Below are 17518 nucleotides of genomic sequence, written 5' to 3' on the forward strand. Positions count from 1 at the left end.
GGGGGGCGGGGGGGGGGCGGGTGTGGGGGGGGGGGGGCCGGGGGGGCCCACCCCCCCCCCCCGGGGGGTTCCCCCCGGCCGGCGGGGGGGGCCCCCCCCCCCCCCCCGGGGGCGCCCGCCCCTCCGTACGCCTGACACCGCTCAGGTGCGGTAGATCGACTCAACCTCGTCCGCGAAGTCCTTCGCCACCACGTTCCGCTTCAGCTTCAGCGACGGCGTGATGTGGCCCGCCTCCTCGGTGAACTGGGCGGGCAGGATACGGAACCTGCGCACCGACTCGGCCTTGGAGACCGCCGCGTTCCCGTCGTCCACCGCCCGCTGCACCTCGGCCAGCAGCTCCGCGTCCTCGCGCAGCGACAGGGCCGTCGAGCCGGCCGGCTTGCCGCGTTCCTCGGCCCAGCGGCTCAGGAACTCCTCGTCCAGCGTGACCAGCGCGCCGACGAACGGACGGCCGTCGCCGACCACCATGCACTCCGCGACCAGGGCGTGTGCGCGGATGCGGTCCTCGATCACCGCGGGGGCGACGTTCTTGCCGCCCGCCGTCACGATGATCTCCTTCTTGCGGCCGGTGATCGCGAGGTAGCCGTCCTCGTCGAGCGTGCCGATGTCGCCGGTGTGGAACCAGCCGTCGGCCAGCGCCTCGGCCGAGGCCGACTCGTTCTTCCAGTACCCGGTGAACAGGTGCTCGCCGTGCAGCAGCACCTCGCCGTCGTCCGCGATCCGCACGACCGAACCGGGCAGCGGCTGGCCGACCGTGCCGATCTTCTGCCGGTCCCACGGGTTGAACGCGGTGGCCGCGCAGGTCTCGGTCAGGCCGTAGCCCTCCAGGACCGTGAAGCCGATGCCCCGGTAGAAGTGGCCGAGCCGCTCGCCCAGCGGAGCGCCGCCGGAGATCGCGAACTCGCCCCGGCCGCCGAGCACCGCGCGCAGCTTCCCGAAGACCAGCTTGTCGAAGAGCTTGTGCTTGAGCCTCAGCCCCAGCGAAGGGCCGCCCGGGGTGCTCAGCGCGCGGCTGTAGGCGATCGCCGTGTCGGCGGCCCGGTCGAAGATCTTGCCCTTGCCGTCCGCCTGCGCCTTGGCGCGGGCCGCGTTGTAGACCTTCTCGAAGACCCGGGGCACGCCCAGGATCAGCGTCGGCCGGAACGAGGCCAGCTCGTCGGTGAGGTTCTTGATGTCCGGGACGCAGCCGAGCTTGATCGGGGCCATCACCGAGGCCACCTCGACCAGCCGGCCGAAGACGTGCGCGGCGGGCAGGAACAGCAGCACCGAGCACTCGCCCGTACGGAAGAGGGGCTTCAGCCGCTCCACCACGTTGCCGCACTCCGCGAAGAAGCTGCGGTGGGTGAGCACACAGCCCTTGGGGCGGCCCGTGGTGCCCGAGGTGTAGACGATCGTCGCCGGGTCGTCCGCCTTGGCGCTGTGGGTCCGCAGGTCCATGGTCTCGTCCGAGACCTGGGCCCCCGCCTCGCCCAGCGCCTCCACCGCGCCCGCGTCGATCTGCCAGACATGCGCGAGATCCGGCAGCGCGTCCCGTACGGAGGCCACGGACGCGGCGTGCGCCTCGCTCTCCACGAGCACCGCCACCGCCCCGGAGTCGCCGAGGATCCACTGCACCTGCTCGGCGGAGCTGGTCTCGTACACCGGCACGGTCACCGCGCCCGCGCTCCAGATCGCGAAGTCCAGCAGCACCCACTCGAAACGGGTGCGCGACATCAGGGCGACCCGGTCACCGGGCTGCACGCCCGAGGCGATCAGGCCTTTGGCGGCGGCTCTCACCTCGGCCAGGAACCGCGTGGCGCTGACGTCCGTCCAGACGCCGGCCACCTTGCGGCTCATCACCGCGACGTCGGGATGCTGAGCGGCATTGCGGCGGATGAGATCCGTCAGGTTGCCGTCCGTCGGGACCTCGTACAGGGCCGGAAGGCTGAACTCGCGCAAGACTGCTGCTCCTCATCGGGCTCCGGTGCCACGGCTCTGTGTGACGCACCGGCTGCGGTCCAAGAATGGCGGGTGCTCAGTGGGGTGAGCACGACTGGACTGCCCGGACGTTACCCACCGGTACTCGGTTCCCGATAGGGGGTTCCGGCCAGATGTCTTATGCATCACACATGCACATGGCCCTTTCGCGCACAGTAGTCCACTGCCGTCCCGACGTGGAAGTAACCGCAGGTCCGGACGGTCTACCAGCGACGGGAGCGGCACCCTAGGGTGATCCCATGCGAGGCAGCGAACCGGACAGCAGGGACCGGGCCGGGGGAACGACCCGGATCCACGTGGTCAGCGACGTGCACGGGAACACCGAGGCCCTGGCCCGCGCCGGGGACGGCGCCGACGCCCTGATCTGCCTCGGTGACCTGGTGCTCTTCCTCGATTACGCCGACCACTCGCGCGGCATCTTCCCCGACCTGTTCGGCAAGGAGAACGCCGATCGCATCGTCGCCCTGCGCACCGCCCGCCGGTACGACGAGGCCCGCGCCTTCGGCCGCGAGCTGTGGGCGGGCCGCGACCGCAACACCGAGATCCTCGGCGCGGTCCGCAGGCAGTACGCGGAACTCTTCGCCGCCTTCCCCACTCCGACGTACGCCACCTACGGCAACGTCGACGTCCCCGACCTCTGGCCCGAGTACGCCCGCCCCGGCACCACCGTGCTCGACGGCGAACGCGTCGAGATCGGCGGCCGGGTCTTCGGCTTCGTCGGCGGCGGCCTGAAGACCCCGATGAACACCCCGTACGAGATCAGCGACGAGGAGTACGCCGCCAAGGTCGAGGCGCTCGGCCCGGTCGACGTCCTCTGCTCGCACATCCCGCCCGAGGTCCCCGAGCTGACGTACGACACCGTCGCCCGCCGCTTCGAACGCGGCAGCCGCGCCCTGCTGGAGGCGATCTGCTCCACCCGCCCCCGGTACGCGCTTTTCGGCCATGTTCACCAGCCGTTGGTCCGCCGGATGCGGATCGGGACCACCGAGTGCGTCAACGTCGGCCACTTCGCCTCGACCGGAACGCCCTGGGCGCTGAGCTGGTGACCGCGGGCGGTCGGGGCGTGGACCGGAGCGCCCCGGGCACGCGATAGCCTGCACAGCGGCAGGCTCCTGCCGAACGCGACCGGTTACACCGCACTGGAGGGCCACGGCGATGGCTGAACACACCAGCTCGAGCATCACGATCGAGGCGGCACCGGCCGACGTCATGGGCGTGATCGCGGACTTCGCCCGCTACCCGGAGTGGACCGGCGAGGTCAAGGAGGCCGAGGTCCTCTCCACCGACGACCAGGGCCGCGCCGAGCAGGTCCGCCTCGTCCTGGACGCCGGGGCGATCAAGGACGACCACGTCCTCTCCTACACCTGGACCGGCGAGAGAGAAGTCAGCTGGAGCCTCGTCAAGTCCCAGATGCTGCGCTCCCTGGACGGCACCTACGCCCTCACCCCGCTCGGCGGCGGCGAGCGCACCGAGGTCACCTACAAGCTCGCCGTCGACGTCAAGATCCCGCTGCTCGGCATGATCAAGCGCAAGGCCGAGAAGGTCATCATCGACCGCGCCCTCGCCGGTCTGAAGAAGCGCGTCGAGTCCGCACCGGGGAACTGAGGGCCGTGCGTACGGTCCTGGTCACCGGCCTCGGCGGCGCGGGCCGCAGCACCGTCGCCGCGGCCACCGCGCTGGCCGCGGCCGCGGCAGGCGGCCGGACGCTGCTGGTCTCCGCCGAGGCCGTACCCGGCTTCCCGGCCGCCCCGGAGCCGACCCGGGCCGCGGAGGGCCTCGACCACGCCCGCATCGACTCCGGCGAGCACTTCCGCGCCGAACTCACCGAGCTCCAGAAGCGCGCCTCCGGCGTCCTGGACCTGCTCGGCGCGGGCCGTCTCGACGGCGAGGAGCTCACCGAACTCCCCGGCTCCCCGCAGCTCGCCCTGCTGCACACCCTGCGCCGGGCCGCCGAGGGCGACTGGTCCGGCTACGACACCCTCGTCGTCGACCTCCCGCCGCTCGCCGAAGCCCTGGCCCTCCTCGCCCTGCCGGAACAGCTGCGCCGCTACCTGCGCCGGCTGCTCCCCGCCGAACGCCAGGCCGCCCGCGCCCTGCGCCCGGTCCTCGCCCAGCTCGCCGGGGTCCCGATGCCCGCGCAGTGGCTGTACGAGGCCGCCGCCCGCAAGGACGCCGAGCTGGCCGCCGTCCAGGCCCTGATCGAGGACCGGGCCACCACGCTCCGCCTCGTCGCGGAGCCCGGCCCCGCCGCCGAGGACGCCCTGCGCGCCGCCCGTACCGGCCTCGCCCTGCACGGACTGCGCGCCGACCTGCTGGTCGCCTCCCGCGTGCTGCCCCGGCACTCGCCCGACCCCTGGTTCGCCGCGCTCGCCGCCCAGCAGGAGAAGTGCCTGGACCACTGGCGCCAGGACATGGCCCCGGACCTCCCCGTGCACGAGGCCGCCCACCTGGGGCGCGACCCGCAGGGCCCGGACGACCTCGACGCGCTGGAGATACCGGCCCCCGACGGCCGGACGCCCGGCCCGGCCGGCGACCCCTGGTGGATCGAGGAGGACCCGGCCGCCGCGGACGGGACCCTCACCCTCACCTGGTGCCTGCCCCTGCCCGGGGCCGCCAAGGAGGACCTGCGCCTGGTCCGCCGGGGCGACGAACTGCTCCTGACCGTCGGCTCCTTCCACCGGATCGTGCGGATCGCCTCCGCGCTGCGCCGCTGCACCGTCTCCGGCGCGGCCCTGGCCGAGGGGGTGCTGCGGGTGCGGTTCACGCCGGATCCGGCCCTGTGGCCGCGCACCTCCTGAACGGCCCGCGGCCATTCGGGTAACGTCGGTAGTACGTGTACCGCAGGCCGACCGTCGGCCGCCCCGCGTCGCAGGAGTCCGCCATGAGTGAAGCCACCGATCGTCCCGTCGACGGCGACGCGTGGGCCGACGCCTGCGCCGAGGACCTCGCGGCCGAGAAGGCCCGCCGCCGGGCCGAGTACGGCCCCCAGCCCGGATCCGCCGCCGAGGAACTGCGCAAGCTGGTCGACGCGGTCGCCGACAAGGTCTCCTCGCTCCAGACCCCGCTGCTGGGCGCCGCCGCCCAGGGCGCGGTCCAGCAGGCCATCCGGCAGGCGAAGTCCGCCGTCGAACCGGTCATCGAACGCAACCCGCAGCTCTTCGACCACCTCGCCGCCGCGGGCAGCGAACTGCTGGCCGCCTACCGCTCCGCGGTCGAGGGCCAGGAGAGCCGCTGGACCCGCACCACCGAGGGCGCCTCGGGCGCCGCGCGCCCCGCGGACCCCTCGAAGCAGGCCGCCGACGACCCGTCCGACCCCCGCGACGAAGGCCCCTCCGGCACCGAACGCATCGACCTGGACTGACCGGACGGCCGGTACCGGCCGGCCACATCGGCCGGGACCCACCGGCCCCGGCCTGGCCGGGCCACGCCTCGGGTACGGTTGCCCCTAGCGGGGCTCGACCGAAACTGAGGGATTCATGGGACTCACCATCGGCGTCGATATCGGCGGCACGAAGATCGCGGCTGGAGTGGTCGACGAAGAGGGCCGGATCCTCTCGACGTTCAAGGTGGCGACCCCGCCGACGGCCGAAGGCATCGTCGACGCGATCTGCGCGGCGGTGGCCGGCGCGAGCGAGGGACACGAGGTGGAGGCCGTCGGCATCGGCGCCGCCGGCTACGTCGACGACAAGCGCGCCACCGTGCTCTTCGCACCGAACATCAACTGGCGTCACGAGCCGCTCAAGGACAAGGTGGAGCAGCGCGTCGGCCTGCCCGTCGTCGTCGAGAACGACGCCAACGCCGCGGCCTGGGGGGAGTATCGCTTCGGGGCAGGCCAGGGCCACGACGACGTCATCTGCATCACGCTCGGCACCGGCCTCGGCGGCGGCATCATCATCGGCAACAAGCTGCGCCGCGGACGCTTCGGCGTGGCCGCCGAGTTCGGCCACATCCGGGTCGTCCCGGACGGTCTCCTGTGCGGCTGCGGCAGCCAGGGCTGCTGGGAGCAGTACGCCTCCGGCCGCGCGCTCGTCCGGTACGCGAAGCAGCGCGCCAACGCCACCCCCGAGAACGCCGCCGTGCTGCTCGGCCTCGGCGACGGCTCGGTGGACGGCATCGAGGGCAAGCACATCAGCGAGGCGGCCCGCCAGGGCGACCCGGTGGCCGTCGACTCGTTCCGCGAGCTGGCCCGCTGGGCCGGCGCCGGACTGGCGGACCTCGCCTCCCTGTTCGACCCGTCCGCGTTCATCGTCGGCGGCGGCGTGTCGGACGAGGGCGAGCTGGTCCTCGACCCGATCCGCAAGTCGTTCCGGCGCTGGCTGATCGGCGGCGAATGGCGCCCGCACGCCCAGGTGCTCGCCGCCCAACTCGGCGGCAAGGCAGGGCTCGTGGGCGCGGCCGACCTGGCCCGCCAGGGCTGAGCCACCCGGCTCCGTCCGTACACGACGCACGCCCGTCGCCGCCCTCCGGGGCAGCGGCGGGCGTCCGTCGTATCGTGGCCCGCATGGCCCTGACGCCCCTGCCCGTCTCCCGTACCGAGCCGGACGGTTCAGCCGTCATCAGAGTGCTGAGCTACAACGTCCGGTCGCTGCGCGACGACACCGCCGCGCTGGCCCGCGTCATCCGCGCCTGCGCCCCCGACCTTGTCCTCGTCCAGGAGGCCCCGCGCTTCTTCCGCTGGCGCAAGGCCGCGGCCAGGCTCGCGAAGAGCAGCGGCCTGGTGGTGCTGAGCGGCGGGGCCACCGCCGCCGGACCGCTGCTGCTGTGCTCGCTCCGGGTGACCGTCGAGCGCACCGAGGACGTCCTGCTGCCGCTCACCCCCGGCCTGCACCGCAGAGGCTTCGCCACCGCCGTGGTGCGGATCGGCGGGACCAGGCTCGGAGTGCTGAGCTGCCATCTGAGCCTCCAGCGCGACGAGCGCCTCGCCCAGGCGGACCTGCTGCTGGAACGGCTGGCCGCGATGGGCGTGGAGCACGCCGTGGCCGGCGGCGACCTCAACGACGTACCGACCGGGAAGGCGTTCCGGCACCTGGCCGGGCCCCTCCAGGACTGCCGGGCCGTCGCTCCCTGGGGCGGCGAGCTGACGTTCCCGCCCGACGAACCCCGTAAGCGCATCGACGCCGTCTTCGCGACCCCGGGCATTCAGGTGCTCGGCTGCGGTGTGCCGACCGGGCTGGACGGTGTGCGCCAGGACGACCTGAGGGCGGCCACGGACCATCTGCCGGTCCTGGCCGCCCTCAGAGTGCCCGTCGGATGACGGACACCCCCTACACCACCGCGCCGCGCCCCGGGTCGCCGTAGGTGTCGTCATCGTCGTCGTGCGGCATCCGGGCCACCAGGGTGGCGAAGCCGCCGAGGAAGCCGCCGACGCAGAGCGTGGTCAGCCACCACGTCATCTCCCATCGGAGCAGCACGGCCAGGAGCATCAGGACCGGCCCGCCGATCACCGCGAGCCAGGCGAACTTCGCCGTGACGTCGGCCTCCGGCAGCGGCGGCGGCTCCGGGGGCACGAAATGGCCCTCGTCCCCGTCGTCCGGCTCGCCGACGCCGTCGTCCTTGGACTCGGGCAGCTCGTAGTCGCGGGGACCGGCGACACCGGGCGCGAAGACCACGGAGCTGCCGAGCGGCTTCTTCTCCGGCGGCTTCGGGGGCGTCTTGCCGGACCCCTTGTCCGCCGGGTCACCGGCGGAGCCGTCCTTCGGCCCCACCACATTGCGCTGGTCGTCCTCCAGCAGGGCCAGGTCGTCGATGGACTTGAACGGCTTGGCGCCCGGCGGGTCCGGCGGCTCCTCCCCGTACCCCTCGACGATGGCGGCCCACGCCGCTTCCTCGTCGATCGCCCGCTCCTGTTCCGCTCCCTCCGCCCCCGCCGGCTTCGTCCCCTCGGGGACGGCCGCGGGCTCCGTGGGGCGCGGTTCGCGCTCCTCGTCGCTGCCTGTGCGTTCCGCGTCGTGCTCAGCCACCGGACGTGCTCCCCTTCATCCCGACGTTCGGTGCGAGACGGCCGATGAACCGGTAGCTCTCATCGAAGATCCGCTCCGCATCATGGTCCAACGTCGCCACGTGGTAGCTCTGTTCCAACAGGATCTCCGAGACGTCCGTGGAGGAGATCCGGCTCAGGATCCGCGCGCTGTCCGCGGGCGGCACGACATGGTCCTGCGGGCTGTGCAGCAGGACCACCGGCTGGGTCACCTGGGGCAGCTCCCCGTCGACCAGCCGGAAGAACTGCCGCACCGAGTGCGCGGCGTGCAGCGGCACCTTGTCGTAGCCGACCTCGTGCGACCCCGGGAGCGCGATGTCGTCGGCCAGGCCCTTGGTCGTCCGCACCAGATGACGTGCCACCGGCAGCGCGTACGCGGAGAGGCCGTGCACCTTGTTGGCCGGGTTGACCAGCACCAGGCCGCTGATCGCGTCCCCGTGCTTGGCCGCGAGCCGCAGGCCCAGCGCGCCGCCCATGGACAGACCGAAGACGAAGACCCGCTCGCACCTCTCCGCGAGGACCCGCAGCTCCCGGTCCACCTCCGCGTACCAGTCCTGCCAGCCGGTGACCGCCATGTCCTCCCAGCGGGTGCCGTGGCCCGGCAGCAGCGGCAGCGAGACCGTCAGCCCGCGCTCGGCCAGATAGTCCGCCCAGGGGCGCAGCGACTGCGGTGATCCGGTGAAGCCATGACAGAGGAGGACGCCGACCTCTCCGCCCTCGTGGCGGAACGGCTCGGCTCCGGGGAGGACCGGCACCAGGGTCTCCTGTTCGTGGGACGGGGCGGGCGGGCACCTGGGGGAGTGCTTGACGGATGACTTCACCGTACGCGACCGGACCGACACCGACCAGGGCCGTCACACCCCCCGGGGCCGCCCCGCACGGCCCGCCCGGGCAGCCGCTCCGCCCCTGCCGGGCAGCGGCCGCGACGGCCTCACAGGCTAAGGTCTCAACCACAGCACAACAGGAGGCACAAGAGTTGATCTACGGCGCAATGAAGTTCTCCATCGGCGGGTCCCTGAAGCTCGCCTTCCGGCCGTGGGTGGAGGGCCTGGAGAACATCCCCGAGCGCGGTCCGGCGATCCTCGCGAGCAACCACCTGTCGTTCTCCGACTCGTTCTTCCTCCCGGCCGTGCTGGACCGCAAGGTCACGTTCATCGCCAAGGCCGAGTACTTCACCGCCCCCGGGGTCAAGGGCAAGCTCACCGCCGCCTTCTTCAAGGGCGTCGGCCAGCTCCCCGTCGACCGCTCCGGAGCCCGCGGCGCGGGCGAGGCGGCGATCAGGGCGGGCATCCAGGTCGTCGAGAGCGGCGGCCTCTTCGGCATCTACCCCGAGGGCACCCGCTCGCCCGACGGCCGCCTCTACCGGGGCAAGCCCGGCGGTCTGGCCCGGGTCGCGCTGGCCACCGGAGCGCCCGTGATCCCGGTCGCCATGATCGACACCGAGAAGATCCAGCCGCCCGGCCAGGTGATGCCCAAGCTGATGCGCCCCGGCATCCGGATCGGCAAGCCGCTGGACTTCAGCCGCTACCAGGGCATGGACGGTGACCGCTTCATCCTGCGCTCGGTGACCGACGAGGTCATGTACGAGATCATGAAGCTCTCCGGCCAGGAGTACGTGGACGTCTACGCCACCGCCGCCAAGCGCCAGATCGCCGACGAGGCGAAGGCCAGGGCCCAGGAGGCGAAGGCCGGAGCCGAAGAGGCCAAGCGCGCCCAGAAGCAGGCCACCGCGAGCGACGAGAACGGAACGGAACGGTCCGGCGCGTAACAGCGTCGTTCACCGTTCGGGGGGTGTGGGGCCATGGCCAAGCGTGAGCGGGTCGTACGGATGTCGGTCGAGCTGCCGCTGTGGCGCGCGCTGACGGGCTACCGCGTCCTGACGATGATCTACGCGGTGCTGCTCGCGATCTTCGGGAAGGACAACCTCGGCCAGCAGAGGTTCGAGCGGCCCTGGGTGGCCGTCGCCTATCTGGCGTTCCTCTTCGTCTGGACGGTCGCCACCCTGCCGAAGGTCCGTTCGGCGGCGAACTGCACCGGACGCTTCCTCGTCGCGGACCTGGTCGTCGCGCTGACCGGCATCCTGCTGACCCCGCTCGCCGACTTCGACTCCCAGTCGTTCGACGGCCCGACGCTGCCGTCGATCTGGACGGCCGGCGCGGTCCTCGCCTTCGCGATCAAGGGCGGCTGGCGGTGGGCGGCCTTCGCCTCCACGTTCGTCGCCGCCGCCAACATCATCCAGCGCGGCGAGCCCAGCCGGGACACCTACCACAACGTCCTGCTGGTCTGGGTCGCCTCCATCGCCATCGGGTACGTCGTCGAGGTCGCCCGCGCCAGTGAACGCACCCTGGCCCGCGCCCTGGAGATCGAGGCCACCACCCGCGAACGCGAACGCCTCGCCCGCGACATCCACGACAGCGTGCTCCAGGTCCTCGCCATGGTCCAGCGCCGGGGCACCGCGATCGGCGGGGAGGCGGCCGAGCTGGGCCGGATGGCCGGGGAGCAGGAGGTCGCCCTGCGCACCCTGGTCTCCAGCGGCCTGGTCCCACCGACCCGGGTCTCCGAGGACGCCGCCGAGGGTGCCGTGGTCCGCACGGTCGACGTGGACGACGACGAAGGGTCCGGCGACGGGGCCGCCTGCGACCTGCGCGCCCTGCTCGCCCCGCACGCGGGCTCCCGCACGAGCTTCGCGGAGCCGGGCGCCCCGGTGCTGCTCCCCGCCGAGTCGGCCCGTGAGCTGGCCGCCGCCGTCAGCGCCGCGCTGGACAACGTGACCGTGCACGCCGGCCCGGACGCCCAGGCGTGGATCCTGGTCGAGGACGAGCCGGACGAGGTGATCGTCACCGTCCGGGACGACGGCCCCGGCATCCCGGAGGGGCGGCTCGCCCAGGCGGAGGGGGAGGGGCGGCTCGGGGTCGCGCTGTCCATCCGCGGCCGGCTGCGCGACCTGGGCGGCACGGCAGAGCTGATCTCGGTGCCCGGACAGGGCTGCGAGGTCGAGTTGAAGGTTCCCAAAGCACCGAAGGTTTCCCGGGGGAAGGCAGGATCGGCCCGATGAGTACACAGAACGCAGCAAACGCGGCAAACGCGGCACAGGACGAGCAGGGGGCCGCGGACCGGCCCATCAGGGTCATGGTCGTCGACGACCACCCCATGTGGCGCGACGCGGTCGCCCGCGATCTGGCCGAGTCCGGCTTCGACGTCGTCGCGACCGCCGGGGACGGCCCGCAGGCGGTCCGCCGGGCCAAGGCCGTGAGCCCGGACGTCCTGGTCCTCGACCTGAACCTCCCCGGCATGCCCGGCGTCCAGGTCTGCAAGGAGCTCGTCGGCTCCCACCCGGGCCTGCGGGTCCTGGTCCTCTCCGCGAGCGGCGAGCACGCCGACGTCCTGGAGGCGGTGAAGTCCGGGGCCACCGGCTATCTGCTGAAGTCCGCCTCCACCCAGGAGCTGACGGACGCCGTCCGCTCCACCGCGGCCGGTGACCCGGTCTTCACCCCGGGTCTGGCGGGCCTGGTCCTCGGCGAGTACCGCCGGCTCGCCTCCGACCCCGCGCCCGTGGCGTCGAACGAGCCCAAGGCCCCGCAGCTCACCGACCGGGAGACCGAGGTGCTGCGGCTGGTCGCCAAGGGGCTCTCGTACAAGCAGATCGCCGAACGCCTGGTCATCTCGCACCGCACCGTGCAGAACCACGTGCAGAACACCCTCGGCAAGCTCCAGCTGCACAACCGCGTGGAGCTCGTGCGGTACGCCATCGAGCGCGGCCTCGACGACGTCTGACCGGCGGGTCCGGGGGCGGAGCCGTATATTCGCGTTGTCCGGCCACAGTTTGCGATGTTTGTCCCCGCCCGCGGAAACAGATCGGGAGTACCCGTGGAAATCCTGGCCTTCGGTGTGCAGTCCGACGAGAAGCCCCTGATCGAGAAGGCCTTCGAGGGGCTGCACGACGTCCGCTGCCTGGACGTCTTCCTGAACCGGGACACCGCCCCCATCGCGGCCGGCTACGAGATCGTCTCCACCAGCGTCAACGCCGACCTCGGCTCGCAGGTGCTCCAGACGCTCGCCGCGGGCGGCACGCAGATGATCGCCCAGCGCTCCACCGGCTTCAACAACATCGACCTGGAGGTCGCCGAGCGCCTCGCCCTGCGCGTCGCCCGGGTCTCGTACTACTCCCCGTACTCGGTCGCCGAATTCGCCTGGACGCTCGCCATGGCCGTCAACCGGCGCATCATCCGCGCCGCGAGCCGCACCCGGGACTTCGACTTCCGCCTGGACGGGCTGCTGGGCCGGGACATGCGCGGCCGGACCGTCGGGGTGCTCGGCACCGGGAAGATCGGCGAGGCGTTCACCCGCATCGCCCACGGCTTCGGCATGAAGCTGCTCGGCTGGGACGTGGCGCAGAACCCGGCCTGCGTCGAGCTGGGCATGGAGTACGTCGACAAGGAGCGGCTGTTCGCCGAGGCCGACCTGATCAGCCTGCACGTGCCGTTGCTGCCCAGCACCCACCACATCATCGACGAGGCCGCCCTCAAGGCGATGAAGGACGACGCGATCCTCGTCAACTCCAGCCGCGGCGGCCTCATCGACACCGCCGCCCTGGTCACCGAGTTGCGCGCGGGCCGCTTCCTCGGCGTCGGCCTCGACGTGTACGAGGCGGAGGCCGGGCTGTTCTTCCTCGACAAGTCCCTGGAGGGCATCGACGACGACACCCTCGCCCGGCTGGTGACCTTCCCCAACGTCGTCGTCACCTCCCACCAGGCGTACTACACCGAGGACGCGGTGGGCCAGATCATCGACGCGACCGTCCAGAACGTCACCGACTACCTGGCCCGCCGCCACAGCGAGAACGTCCTCGTGCCGAGGACGTGAGGCCGCCCCCTCAGAGGCTGTCGGGCGACCTCGGGGCGGGCGGCCACGCCCTGGCACGCGCGCTTCCGGCGTTGTCGTCGGTCGACGACGCTCCGCGTCGCCTCCCTCCTCCGCCTTGGAACCGCACGCACCGGACCGCGTCCGCTGTCCGCCCCGAGTCCGCCCGACAGCCCCTCAGCTCGGCACCACCGGCAGCCCCGCCAGCAGCTCCGTCACGATCACCGAGCCCCGCACCGTCAGCACCGACTCCGGGTGGAACTGCACCGAGGCGAAACCGGGACCGCGCAGCGCGTGCAGCTCGCAGCTCGCCTCGTCGCGGCTCACCTCGATCCCGTGCGCGGCCAGTTCGACGGCGGCCGGACCGTCGCACCGCCCGGTGAAGCTGTTGTAGAAGCCCACCGTCTCCGGCCGGCCGAACAGCTCGATCCGGGTCTGCGCCCCCTGGTACGGCACGGCCTTGCGCACGATCTCCAGACCCAGCTCCGCCGCGATCAGCTCGTGCCCGAGGCAGACCCCCAGCAGCCCGTGCCGGTGGTCCCGCACCAGCTCCGCGGTGATCTCCCGCAGCAGCCGCATCTTCGGATCGGTGAGATCGCCCGGATCGCCCGGGCCCGGACCCAGCACCACGGGCCCTTCGTGCGCCCGGATCACCTCGCGCAGCCCCGGCTCGTCGTAGCGGCGCACCGAGACGTCAAGACCGGACGCCCGCAGCAGATGGGCCAGCATCGCGGTGAACGTGTCCTCGCCGTCCACCACCAGCGCGTGCCCCGAAAGATCCCGGGTGCGCTCCTGCATCCGCAGCCAGAACGGCGCGAGCCCTCCGCGCCGGTCGTCCAGCGCCGCCTGCACCCGGGGGTCGGACGCCAGCCGCGGGCGGTCCGCCTCCGTCCCGGGCCGGCCCGGCCGCACCCCCAGCGCGGCGAGCACCCCGGCCGCCTTGGCATGCGTCTCGGCGACCTCGCTCTCCGGGTCCGAGTGGCGGACGAGGGTGGCCCCGACGGGCACCCTCAGCGAGCCGTCCGGGGCGATGTCGGCCGTACGGATCAGGATCGGCGAGTCCAGCGTCTGCGCCCCGCTCGCGTCCCTGCCCAGCAGGGCCAACGCGCCCGCGTAGTAGCCGCGGCCCCCGGACTCGTACCGCTCGATGACCCGGCACGCGTTCTGCACCGGGGAGCCGGTGACGGTCGCCGCGAACATCGTCTCGCGCAGCACGTCCCGCACATCCAGCGAGGACTTCCCCCGCAGTTCGTACTCGGTGTGCGCGAGATGCGCCATCTCCTTGAGCCGGGGCCCGACCACCACCCCGCCCATGTCGCCCACCGTGCACATCATCTTCAGCTCCTCGTCGACCACCATGGACAGCTCCTCGCTCTCCTTGCGGTCCCCGAGGAAGGCCAGCAGGCTCGTCGCGGTGGGCCCCTCCGCCGGGTAGCGGTACGTCCCGCTGATCGGGTTCATCACGACCGTCCCGCCGGACATCCGTACGTGCACCTCCGGGCTCGCCCCCACCAGCGTCCTGTCCCCGGTGTGGACGACGAACGTCCAGTACGCGCCCCGCTCGCCCGCCAGCAGCCGCCGGAACAGCGCCAGCGCGTCCGCCCGCCCGAACCCGGGGATCTCGCCGCGGAACGTCCGCCGGATCACGAAGTTCGCGCCCTCGCCCCGCCCGATCTCGTCCCGGATCACCCGCCGCACGATGTCCGCGTACTCCGCGTCCTCCACGTCGAAGCCCCAGTCCTCCACCGCCACGTCATGGGCGGGCAGCGCCGCCAGCACCTCCGCGAGCTCCAGCTCGTGCGTCTCCTCGGCGACCAGCACGCTCAGCGGGGTGCCGTCGTCGCGCACGTCGAAGCCGCGCTCGGCGATCTGCCGGAACGGCACCAGGGCCAGCGCGGGCGCCGCGCCCACCGGCAGGTCGGCCAGCCGGTCCGCCTCCCGCACCCCGCCGATGAGCAGTTCGACGTGATCGTGGTCACGGCCGGGCGTGCGCCGGCGCAGCAGGGCGAACGGCGGGGCGTCCTCGGCCAGCAGTCGGCGGATGAGACCGGAGGCGGAGCGGGATGCGGTCTGCGACATGGGAGCAGGTTCCTTCCGGGCGGTCCGTATGGGAATCCGTACGGGGTTCACAGGGGGAGGAACGGCTCCGCAACGCAGAAAGGCCGCCCCTCGGGCGGCCTTCGCGAAGTGTCAGCGCGATGAATCAGCGGGCCGCCGGATGAGCGGTCCACCACCAGTTCTGGATCGAGGTCTCGATCAGTCGCGTCGACATGCCCCGACCCTAGCGGAACGTTCCGGGCATCGGAGCGGGTGTCTCATCTGTTGAGCGCACGGCTGGACGCTCCTTCCGACCCCGTAATGTTGTGCTCGTGACCGTGAACGCCAATACCTCCGTCGCCGGTGGCAACACCTGGCGAGACCTTCCCGCGGCGCAGCAGCCCGAGTACCCCGACTCCGAGGCCCTGCGCGATGTACTCGCGGACCTCGCGTCGTATCCGCCGCTCGTCTTCGCCGGCGAGTGCGACCAGCTGCGCGCCCGCATGGGAGCCGTCGCCAAGGGCGAGGCGTTCCTGCTGCAGGGCGGCGACTGCGCCGAGGCCTTCGACGCCGTGTCCGCCGAGCACATCCGGGCCAAGCTGAAGACGCTGCTCCAGATGAGCGCCGTCCTGACCTACGCGGCCTCCGTGCCCGTGGTGAAGGTCGGCCGTATCGCGGGCCAGTACTCCAAGCCGCGCTCCAAGTCGACCGAGACCCGCGACGGCGTGACCCTGCCGACCTACCGCGGCGACTCGGTGAACGGCTTCGCCTTCACCGAGGAGGCCCGGATCCCGGACCCCGCGCGGCTGAAGCAGATGTACCACGCGTCCTCCTCCACGCTGAACCTGGTGCGCGCCTTCACCACCGGCGGTTACGCCGACCTGCGCCAGGTCCACGCCTGGAACCAGGACTTCGTGAAGTCGTCCCCCTCCGGCCAGCGCTACGAGGCGCTGGCCCGCGAGATCGACAACGCGCTGAACTTCATGAAGGCGTGCGGCACCGACCCGGCGGAGTTCAAGGCGGTCGAGTTCTACGCCTCGCACGAGGCGCTGCTGCTGGACTACGAGTCGGCCCTGACCCGTACGGACTCGCGCACCGGCGAGCTGTACGACACCTCCGCCCACATGGTGTGGATCGGTGAGCGCACCCGCCAGATGGACGGCGCGCACATCGAGTTCGCCGCCCGGATCCGCAACCCGATCGGCATCAAGCTCGGCCCGACGACCACCGTCGACGAGGCGCTCGGCTACATCGACCGCCTGGACCCCGAGCGCGAGCCGGGCCGGCTGACCTTCGTCGTCCGGATGGGCGCCGACAAGGTCCGCGACAAGCTCCCCGAGCTGGTCGAGAAGGTCACCGCCTCGGGCGCGACCGTCGCCTGGGTGACCGACCCGATGCACGGCAACACCTTCGAGGCCGCCTCCGGACACAAGACGCGCCGCTTCGACGACGTCCTGGACGAGGTCAAGGGCTTCTTCGAGGTCCACAAGGACCTCGGCACCCACCCGGGCGGCATCCACGTGGAGCTGACCGGCGACGACGTCACCGAGTGCGTGGGCGGCGGCCACGAGATCTTCGTCGACGACCTGCACCAGCGATACGAGACGGCCTGCGACCCCCGGCTCAACCGCAGCCAGTCCCTCGACCTGGCCTTCCTCGTCGCCGAGATGTACCGCGACCAGTAGAGGTCTGCGCTGGACACACCTGTGGGGCACGGATCCATGTGATCCGTGCCCCACCGTCGTTTCCGGGCTTTTCCGCCGGTTGTCCGGCGGGTAAGGTTAGGTTAGCCTCACCGTGGAAATCGGGGGCGGCGCCCGTGACCGACCCGCAGGGAGGTGAACCGCATGTACGTCTGTTCCTGCTTCGGCATCACGGAAGCACAGGTCAAGAAGCATGCGGACGCCGGAGCCTGCACCCCCCGGCAGATCGCCTCGGCCTGCAAGGCAGGGACGGACTGCGGCGGATGTGTGCGCCGCATCCAGGCGCTGCTGGGCCGGGGCGACTGCCCCCGCCGCGAGCTGCTCGACCAGCGACAGGAACCCGCCGTCATGAGCGCGCTCGGGGACGTACAGCTCCCGGAAGCCGCCTGACGGTCAGCCCCGCGGCTGTCAGCTCTCCGGCTGCTCGATCAGCTGGGCGATGTAGAGCGGCTCGCCGAGCTTCTCGACCAGCTCCAGCTGGGTGTCGAGATAGTCGATGTGGTGCTCCTCGTCCTCCAGGATCGACTCGAAGATGTTCGCGGACGTGATGTCGCCCTTGGCGCGCATCACCTCGATACCGCGCTTGAGGCGGTCGATCGCCTCCACCTCGACCTGGCGGTCCGCCTGGAACATCTCGGTGACCGTCTGGCCCACCCGCACATGGAAGAGCCGCTGGTAGTTCGGCAGCCCGTCGAGGAACAGGATCCGGTCGGTGAGGATCTCGGCGTGCTTCATCTCGTCGAAGGACTCGGCCCGGGTGTATTTGGCGAGTTTCGTCCACCCGAAGTTCTCCTGCATCTTGGCGTGCAGGAAGTACTGGTTGATGGCGGTCAATTCGGCGGTCAGCTGCTCATTGAGAAACTCAAGGACCTCGGGGTCGCCCTGCATGGCAAAGGCTCCTTCCAACCGGTGATCGATTCTGCGAGTTGGCGAGATCCTCGCACCGCGCCCGGCGGCCGTCCAG

At 71.9% G+C, this 17518-nt stretch carries 18 protein-coding genes; 12 read left to right on the top strand and 6 right to left on the bottom strand.

Annotation, left to right across the window (positions count from 1 at the left end; translation table 11 throughout):
• Nucleotides 1-141: 141 nt before the first annotated feature.
• Complete coding sequence (locus ACIRJT_RS08110) at nucleotides 142-1938, bottom strand: AMP-dependent synthetase/ligase (protein ID WP_403906066.1); 1797 nt, start codon at nucleotides 1936-1938, stop codon at nucleotides 142-144.
• A 278-nt stretch (nucleotides 1939-2216) separates the two neighbouring features.
• Between ACIRJT_RS08110 and ACIRJT_RS08115 the strand changes: the two genes are divergently transcribed.
• From ACIRJT_RS08115 to ACIRJT_RS08140, 6 genes are all read left to right on the top strand, one after another.
• Nucleotides 2217-3023: a metallophosphoesterase gene (locus ACIRJT_RS08115; RefSeq protein ID WP_403906068.1), complete on the top strand. Its 807-nt coding sequence runs from the start codon at nucleotides 2217-2219 to the stop codon at nucleotides 3021-3023.
• Between the two features lie 109 nt (nucleotides 3024-3132).
• The gene (locus ACIRJT_RS08120; RefSeq protein WP_403906070.1) at nucleotides 3133-3582 is read left to right on the top strand and encodes an SRPBCC family protein; all 450 of its coding nucleotides are present in this window, start codon (nucleotides 3133-3135) and stop codon (nucleotides 3580-3582) included.
• A 5-nt stretch (nucleotides 3583-3587) separates the two neighbouring features.
• A complete protein-coding gene (locus ACIRJT_RS08125; protein WP_403906072.1) occupies nucleotides 3588-4775 on the top strand; it encodes an ArsA family ATPase in 1188 nt (395 codons plus the stop codon).
• Nucleotides 4776-4858: 83 nt separating this feature from the next.
• Nucleotides 4859-5338: a DUF5304 domain-containing protein gene (locus ACIRJT_RS08130; protein WP_403906074.1), complete on the top strand. Its 480-nt coding sequence runs from the start codon at nucleotides 4859-4861 to the stop codon at nucleotides 5336-5338.
• Nucleotides 5339-5453: 115 nt separating this feature from the next.
• Nucleotides 5454-6395 carry an ROK family glucokinase gene (locus ACIRJT_RS08135; protein WP_018957442.1) on the top strand — a complete coding sequence of 314 codons (942 nt, stop codon included), beginning with the start codon at nucleotides 5454-5456 and terminating at the stop codon, nucleotides 6393-6395.
• A gap of 83 nt (nucleotides 6396-6478) precedes the next feature.
• The gene (locus ACIRJT_RS08140; RefSeq protein ID WP_403906077.1) at nucleotides 6479-7231 is read left to right on the top strand and encodes an endonuclease/exonuclease/phosphatase family protein; all 753 of its coding nucleotides are present in this window, start codon (nucleotides 6479-6481) and stop codon (nucleotides 7229-7231) included.
• 10 nt (nucleotides 7232-7241) lie between these two features.
• On the opposite strand, the gene ACIRJT_RS08145 is transcribed toward ACIRJT_RS08140, so the two are convergent.
• Complete coding sequence (locus ACIRJT_RS08145; RefSeq protein ID WP_403906080.1) at nucleotides 7242-7937, bottom strand: hypothetical protein; 696 nt, start codon at nucleotides 7935-7937, stop codon at nucleotides 7242-7244.
• Nucleotides 7930-8709 carry an alpha/beta hydrolase gene (locus ACIRJT_RS08150; protein ID WP_403906082.1) on the bottom strand — a complete coding sequence of 260 codons (780 nt, stop codon included), beginning with the start codon at nucleotides 8707-8709 and terminating at the stop codon, nucleotides 7930-7932. The genes ACIRJT_RS08145 and ACIRJT_RS08150 overlap by 8 nt, the downstream gene beginning before the upstream one ends.
• Before the next feature lie 236 nt (nucleotides 8710-8945).
• Here ACIRJT_RS08150 and ACIRJT_RS08155 point away from each other — a divergent pair, with 236 nt between their 5' ends.
• The 4 genes from ACIRJT_RS08155 (at nucleotide 8946) to ACIRJT_RS08170 (ending at nucleotide 12817) form a co-directional block, all read left to right on the top strand.
• On the top strand, nucleotides 8946-9722 hold the full coding sequence (locus ACIRJT_RS08155; protein WP_403906571.1) for a lysophospholipid acyltransferase family protein: 777 nt from the start codon (nucleotides 8946-8948) through the stop codon (nucleotides 9720-9722).
• Between the two features lie 33 nt (nucleotides 9723-9755).
• Nucleotides 9756-11009, top strand: a complete 1254-nt coding sequence (gene macS, locus ACIRJT_RS08160; protein WP_403906085.1) for a MacS family sensor histidine kinase — start codon at nucleotides 9756-9758, stop codon at nucleotides 11007-11009.
• A 74-nt stretch (nucleotides 11010-11083) separates the two neighbouring features.
• Nucleotides 11084-11728, top strand: a complete 645-nt coding sequence (locus tag ACIRJT_RS08165; protein ID WP_371627843.1) for a response regulator — start codon at nucleotides 11084-11086, stop codon at nucleotides 11726-11728.
• A 93-nt stretch (nucleotides 11729-11821) separates the two neighbouring features.
• The gene (locus ACIRJT_RS08170) at nucleotides 11822-12817 is read left to right on the top strand and encodes a 2-hydroxyacid dehydrogenase (RefSeq protein WP_403906088.1); all 996 of its coding nucleotides are present in this window, start codon (nucleotides 11822-11824) and stop codon (nucleotides 12815-12817) included.
• 174 nt (nucleotides 12818-12991) lie between these two features.
• On the opposite strand, the gene ACIRJT_RS08175 is transcribed toward ACIRJT_RS08170, so the two are convergent.
• Complete coding sequence (locus ACIRJT_RS08175; RefSeq protein ID WP_403906090.1) at nucleotides 12992-14893, bottom strand: anthranilate synthase family protein; 1902 nt, start codon at nucleotides 14891-14893, stop codon at nucleotides 12992-12994.
• Between the two features lie 124 nt (nucleotides 14894-15017).
• A complete protein-coding gene (locus ACIRJT_RS08180) occupies nucleotides 15018-15086 on the bottom strand; it encodes a trp operon leader peptide (protein ID WP_215104550.1) in 69 nt (22 codons plus the stop codon).
• A gap of 103 nt (nucleotides 15087-15189) precedes the next feature.
• Between ACIRJT_RS08180 and ACIRJT_RS08185 the strand changes: the two genes are divergently transcribed.
• The gene (locus ACIRJT_RS08185) at nucleotides 15190-16536 is read left to right on the top strand and encodes a class II 3-deoxy-7-phosphoheptulonate synthase (RefSeq protein ID WP_403906574.1); all 1347 of its coding nucleotides are present in this window, start codon (nucleotides 15190-15192) and stop codon (nucleotides 16534-16536) included.
• A 162-nt stretch (nucleotides 16537-16698) separates the two neighbouring features.
• Nucleotides 16699-16944, top strand: coding sequence for a bacterioferritin-associated ferredoxin (locus tag ACIRJT_RS08190; protein ID WP_403906093.1), 246 nt, complete (start codon nucleotides 16699-16701; stop codon nucleotides 16942-16944).
• 18 nt (nucleotides 16945-16962) lie between these two features.
• Here the strand turns inward: ACIRJT_RS08190 and bfr are convergent, their stop codons facing one another.
• Nucleotides 16963-17442 (bottom strand): bacterioferritin, encoded by a 480-nt coding sequence (gene bfr, locus ACIRJT_RS08195; RefSeq protein ID WP_030117819.1) that lies wholly within the window; start codon nucleotides 17440-17442, stop codon nucleotides 16963-16965.
• Nucleotides 17443-17518: the final 76 nt, after the last annotated feature.

This window comes from Streptomyces sp. NPDC102283 (assembly GCF_044766265.1).
GTDB lineage: Bacteria > Actinomycetota > Actinomycetes > Streptomycetales > Streptomycetaceae > Streptomyces.

Bases quoted from the DNA above. Each gene is read 5' to 3' on its own strand.
- ACIRJT_RS08115 (WP_403906068.1), top strand. From the start codon at position 2,217: ATGCGAGGCAGCGAACCGGACAGCAGGGACCGGGCCGGGGGAACGACC.
- ACIRJT_RS08120 (WP_403906070.1), top strand. From the start codon at position 3,133: ATGGCTGAACACACCAGCTCGAGCATCACGATCGAGGCGGCACCGGCC.
- ACIRJT_RS08130 (WP_403906074.1), top strand. From the start codon at position 4,859: ATGAGTGAAGCCACCGATCGTCCCGTCGACGGCGACGCGTGGGCCGAC.
- ACIRJT_RS08135 (WP_018957442.1), top strand. From the start codon at position 5,454: ATGGGACTCACCATCGGCGTCGATATCGGCGGCACGAAGATCGCGGCT.
- ACIRJT_RS08140 (WP_403906077.1), top strand. From the start codon at position 6,479: ATGGCCCTGACGCCCCTGCCCGTCTCCCGTACCGAGCCGGACGGTTCA.
- ACIRJT_RS08155 (WP_403906571.1), top strand. From the start codon at position 8,946: ATGAAGTTCTCCATCGGCGGGTCCCTGAAGCTCGCCTTCCGGCCGTGG.
- macS (WP_403906085.1), top strand. From the start codon at position 9,756: ATGGCCAAGCGTGAGCGGGTCGTACGGATGTCGGTCGAGCTGCCGCTG.
- ACIRJT_RS08165 (WP_371627843.1), top strand. From the start codon at position 11,084: ATGGTCGTCGACGACCACCCCATGTGGCGCGACGCGGTCGCCCGCGAT.
- ACIRJT_RS08175 (WP_403906090.1), bottom strand. From the start codon at position 14,893: ATGTCGCAGACCGCATCCCGCTCCGCCTCCGGTCTCATCCGCCGACTG.
- ACIRJT_RS08190 (WP_403906093.1), top strand. From the start codon at position 16,699: ATGTACGTCTGTTCCTGCTTCGGCATCACGGAAGCACAGGTCAAGAAG.
- bfr (WP_030117819.1), bottom strand. From the start codon at position 17,442: ATGCAGGGCGACCCCGAGGTCCTTGAGTTTCTCAATGAGCAGCTGACC.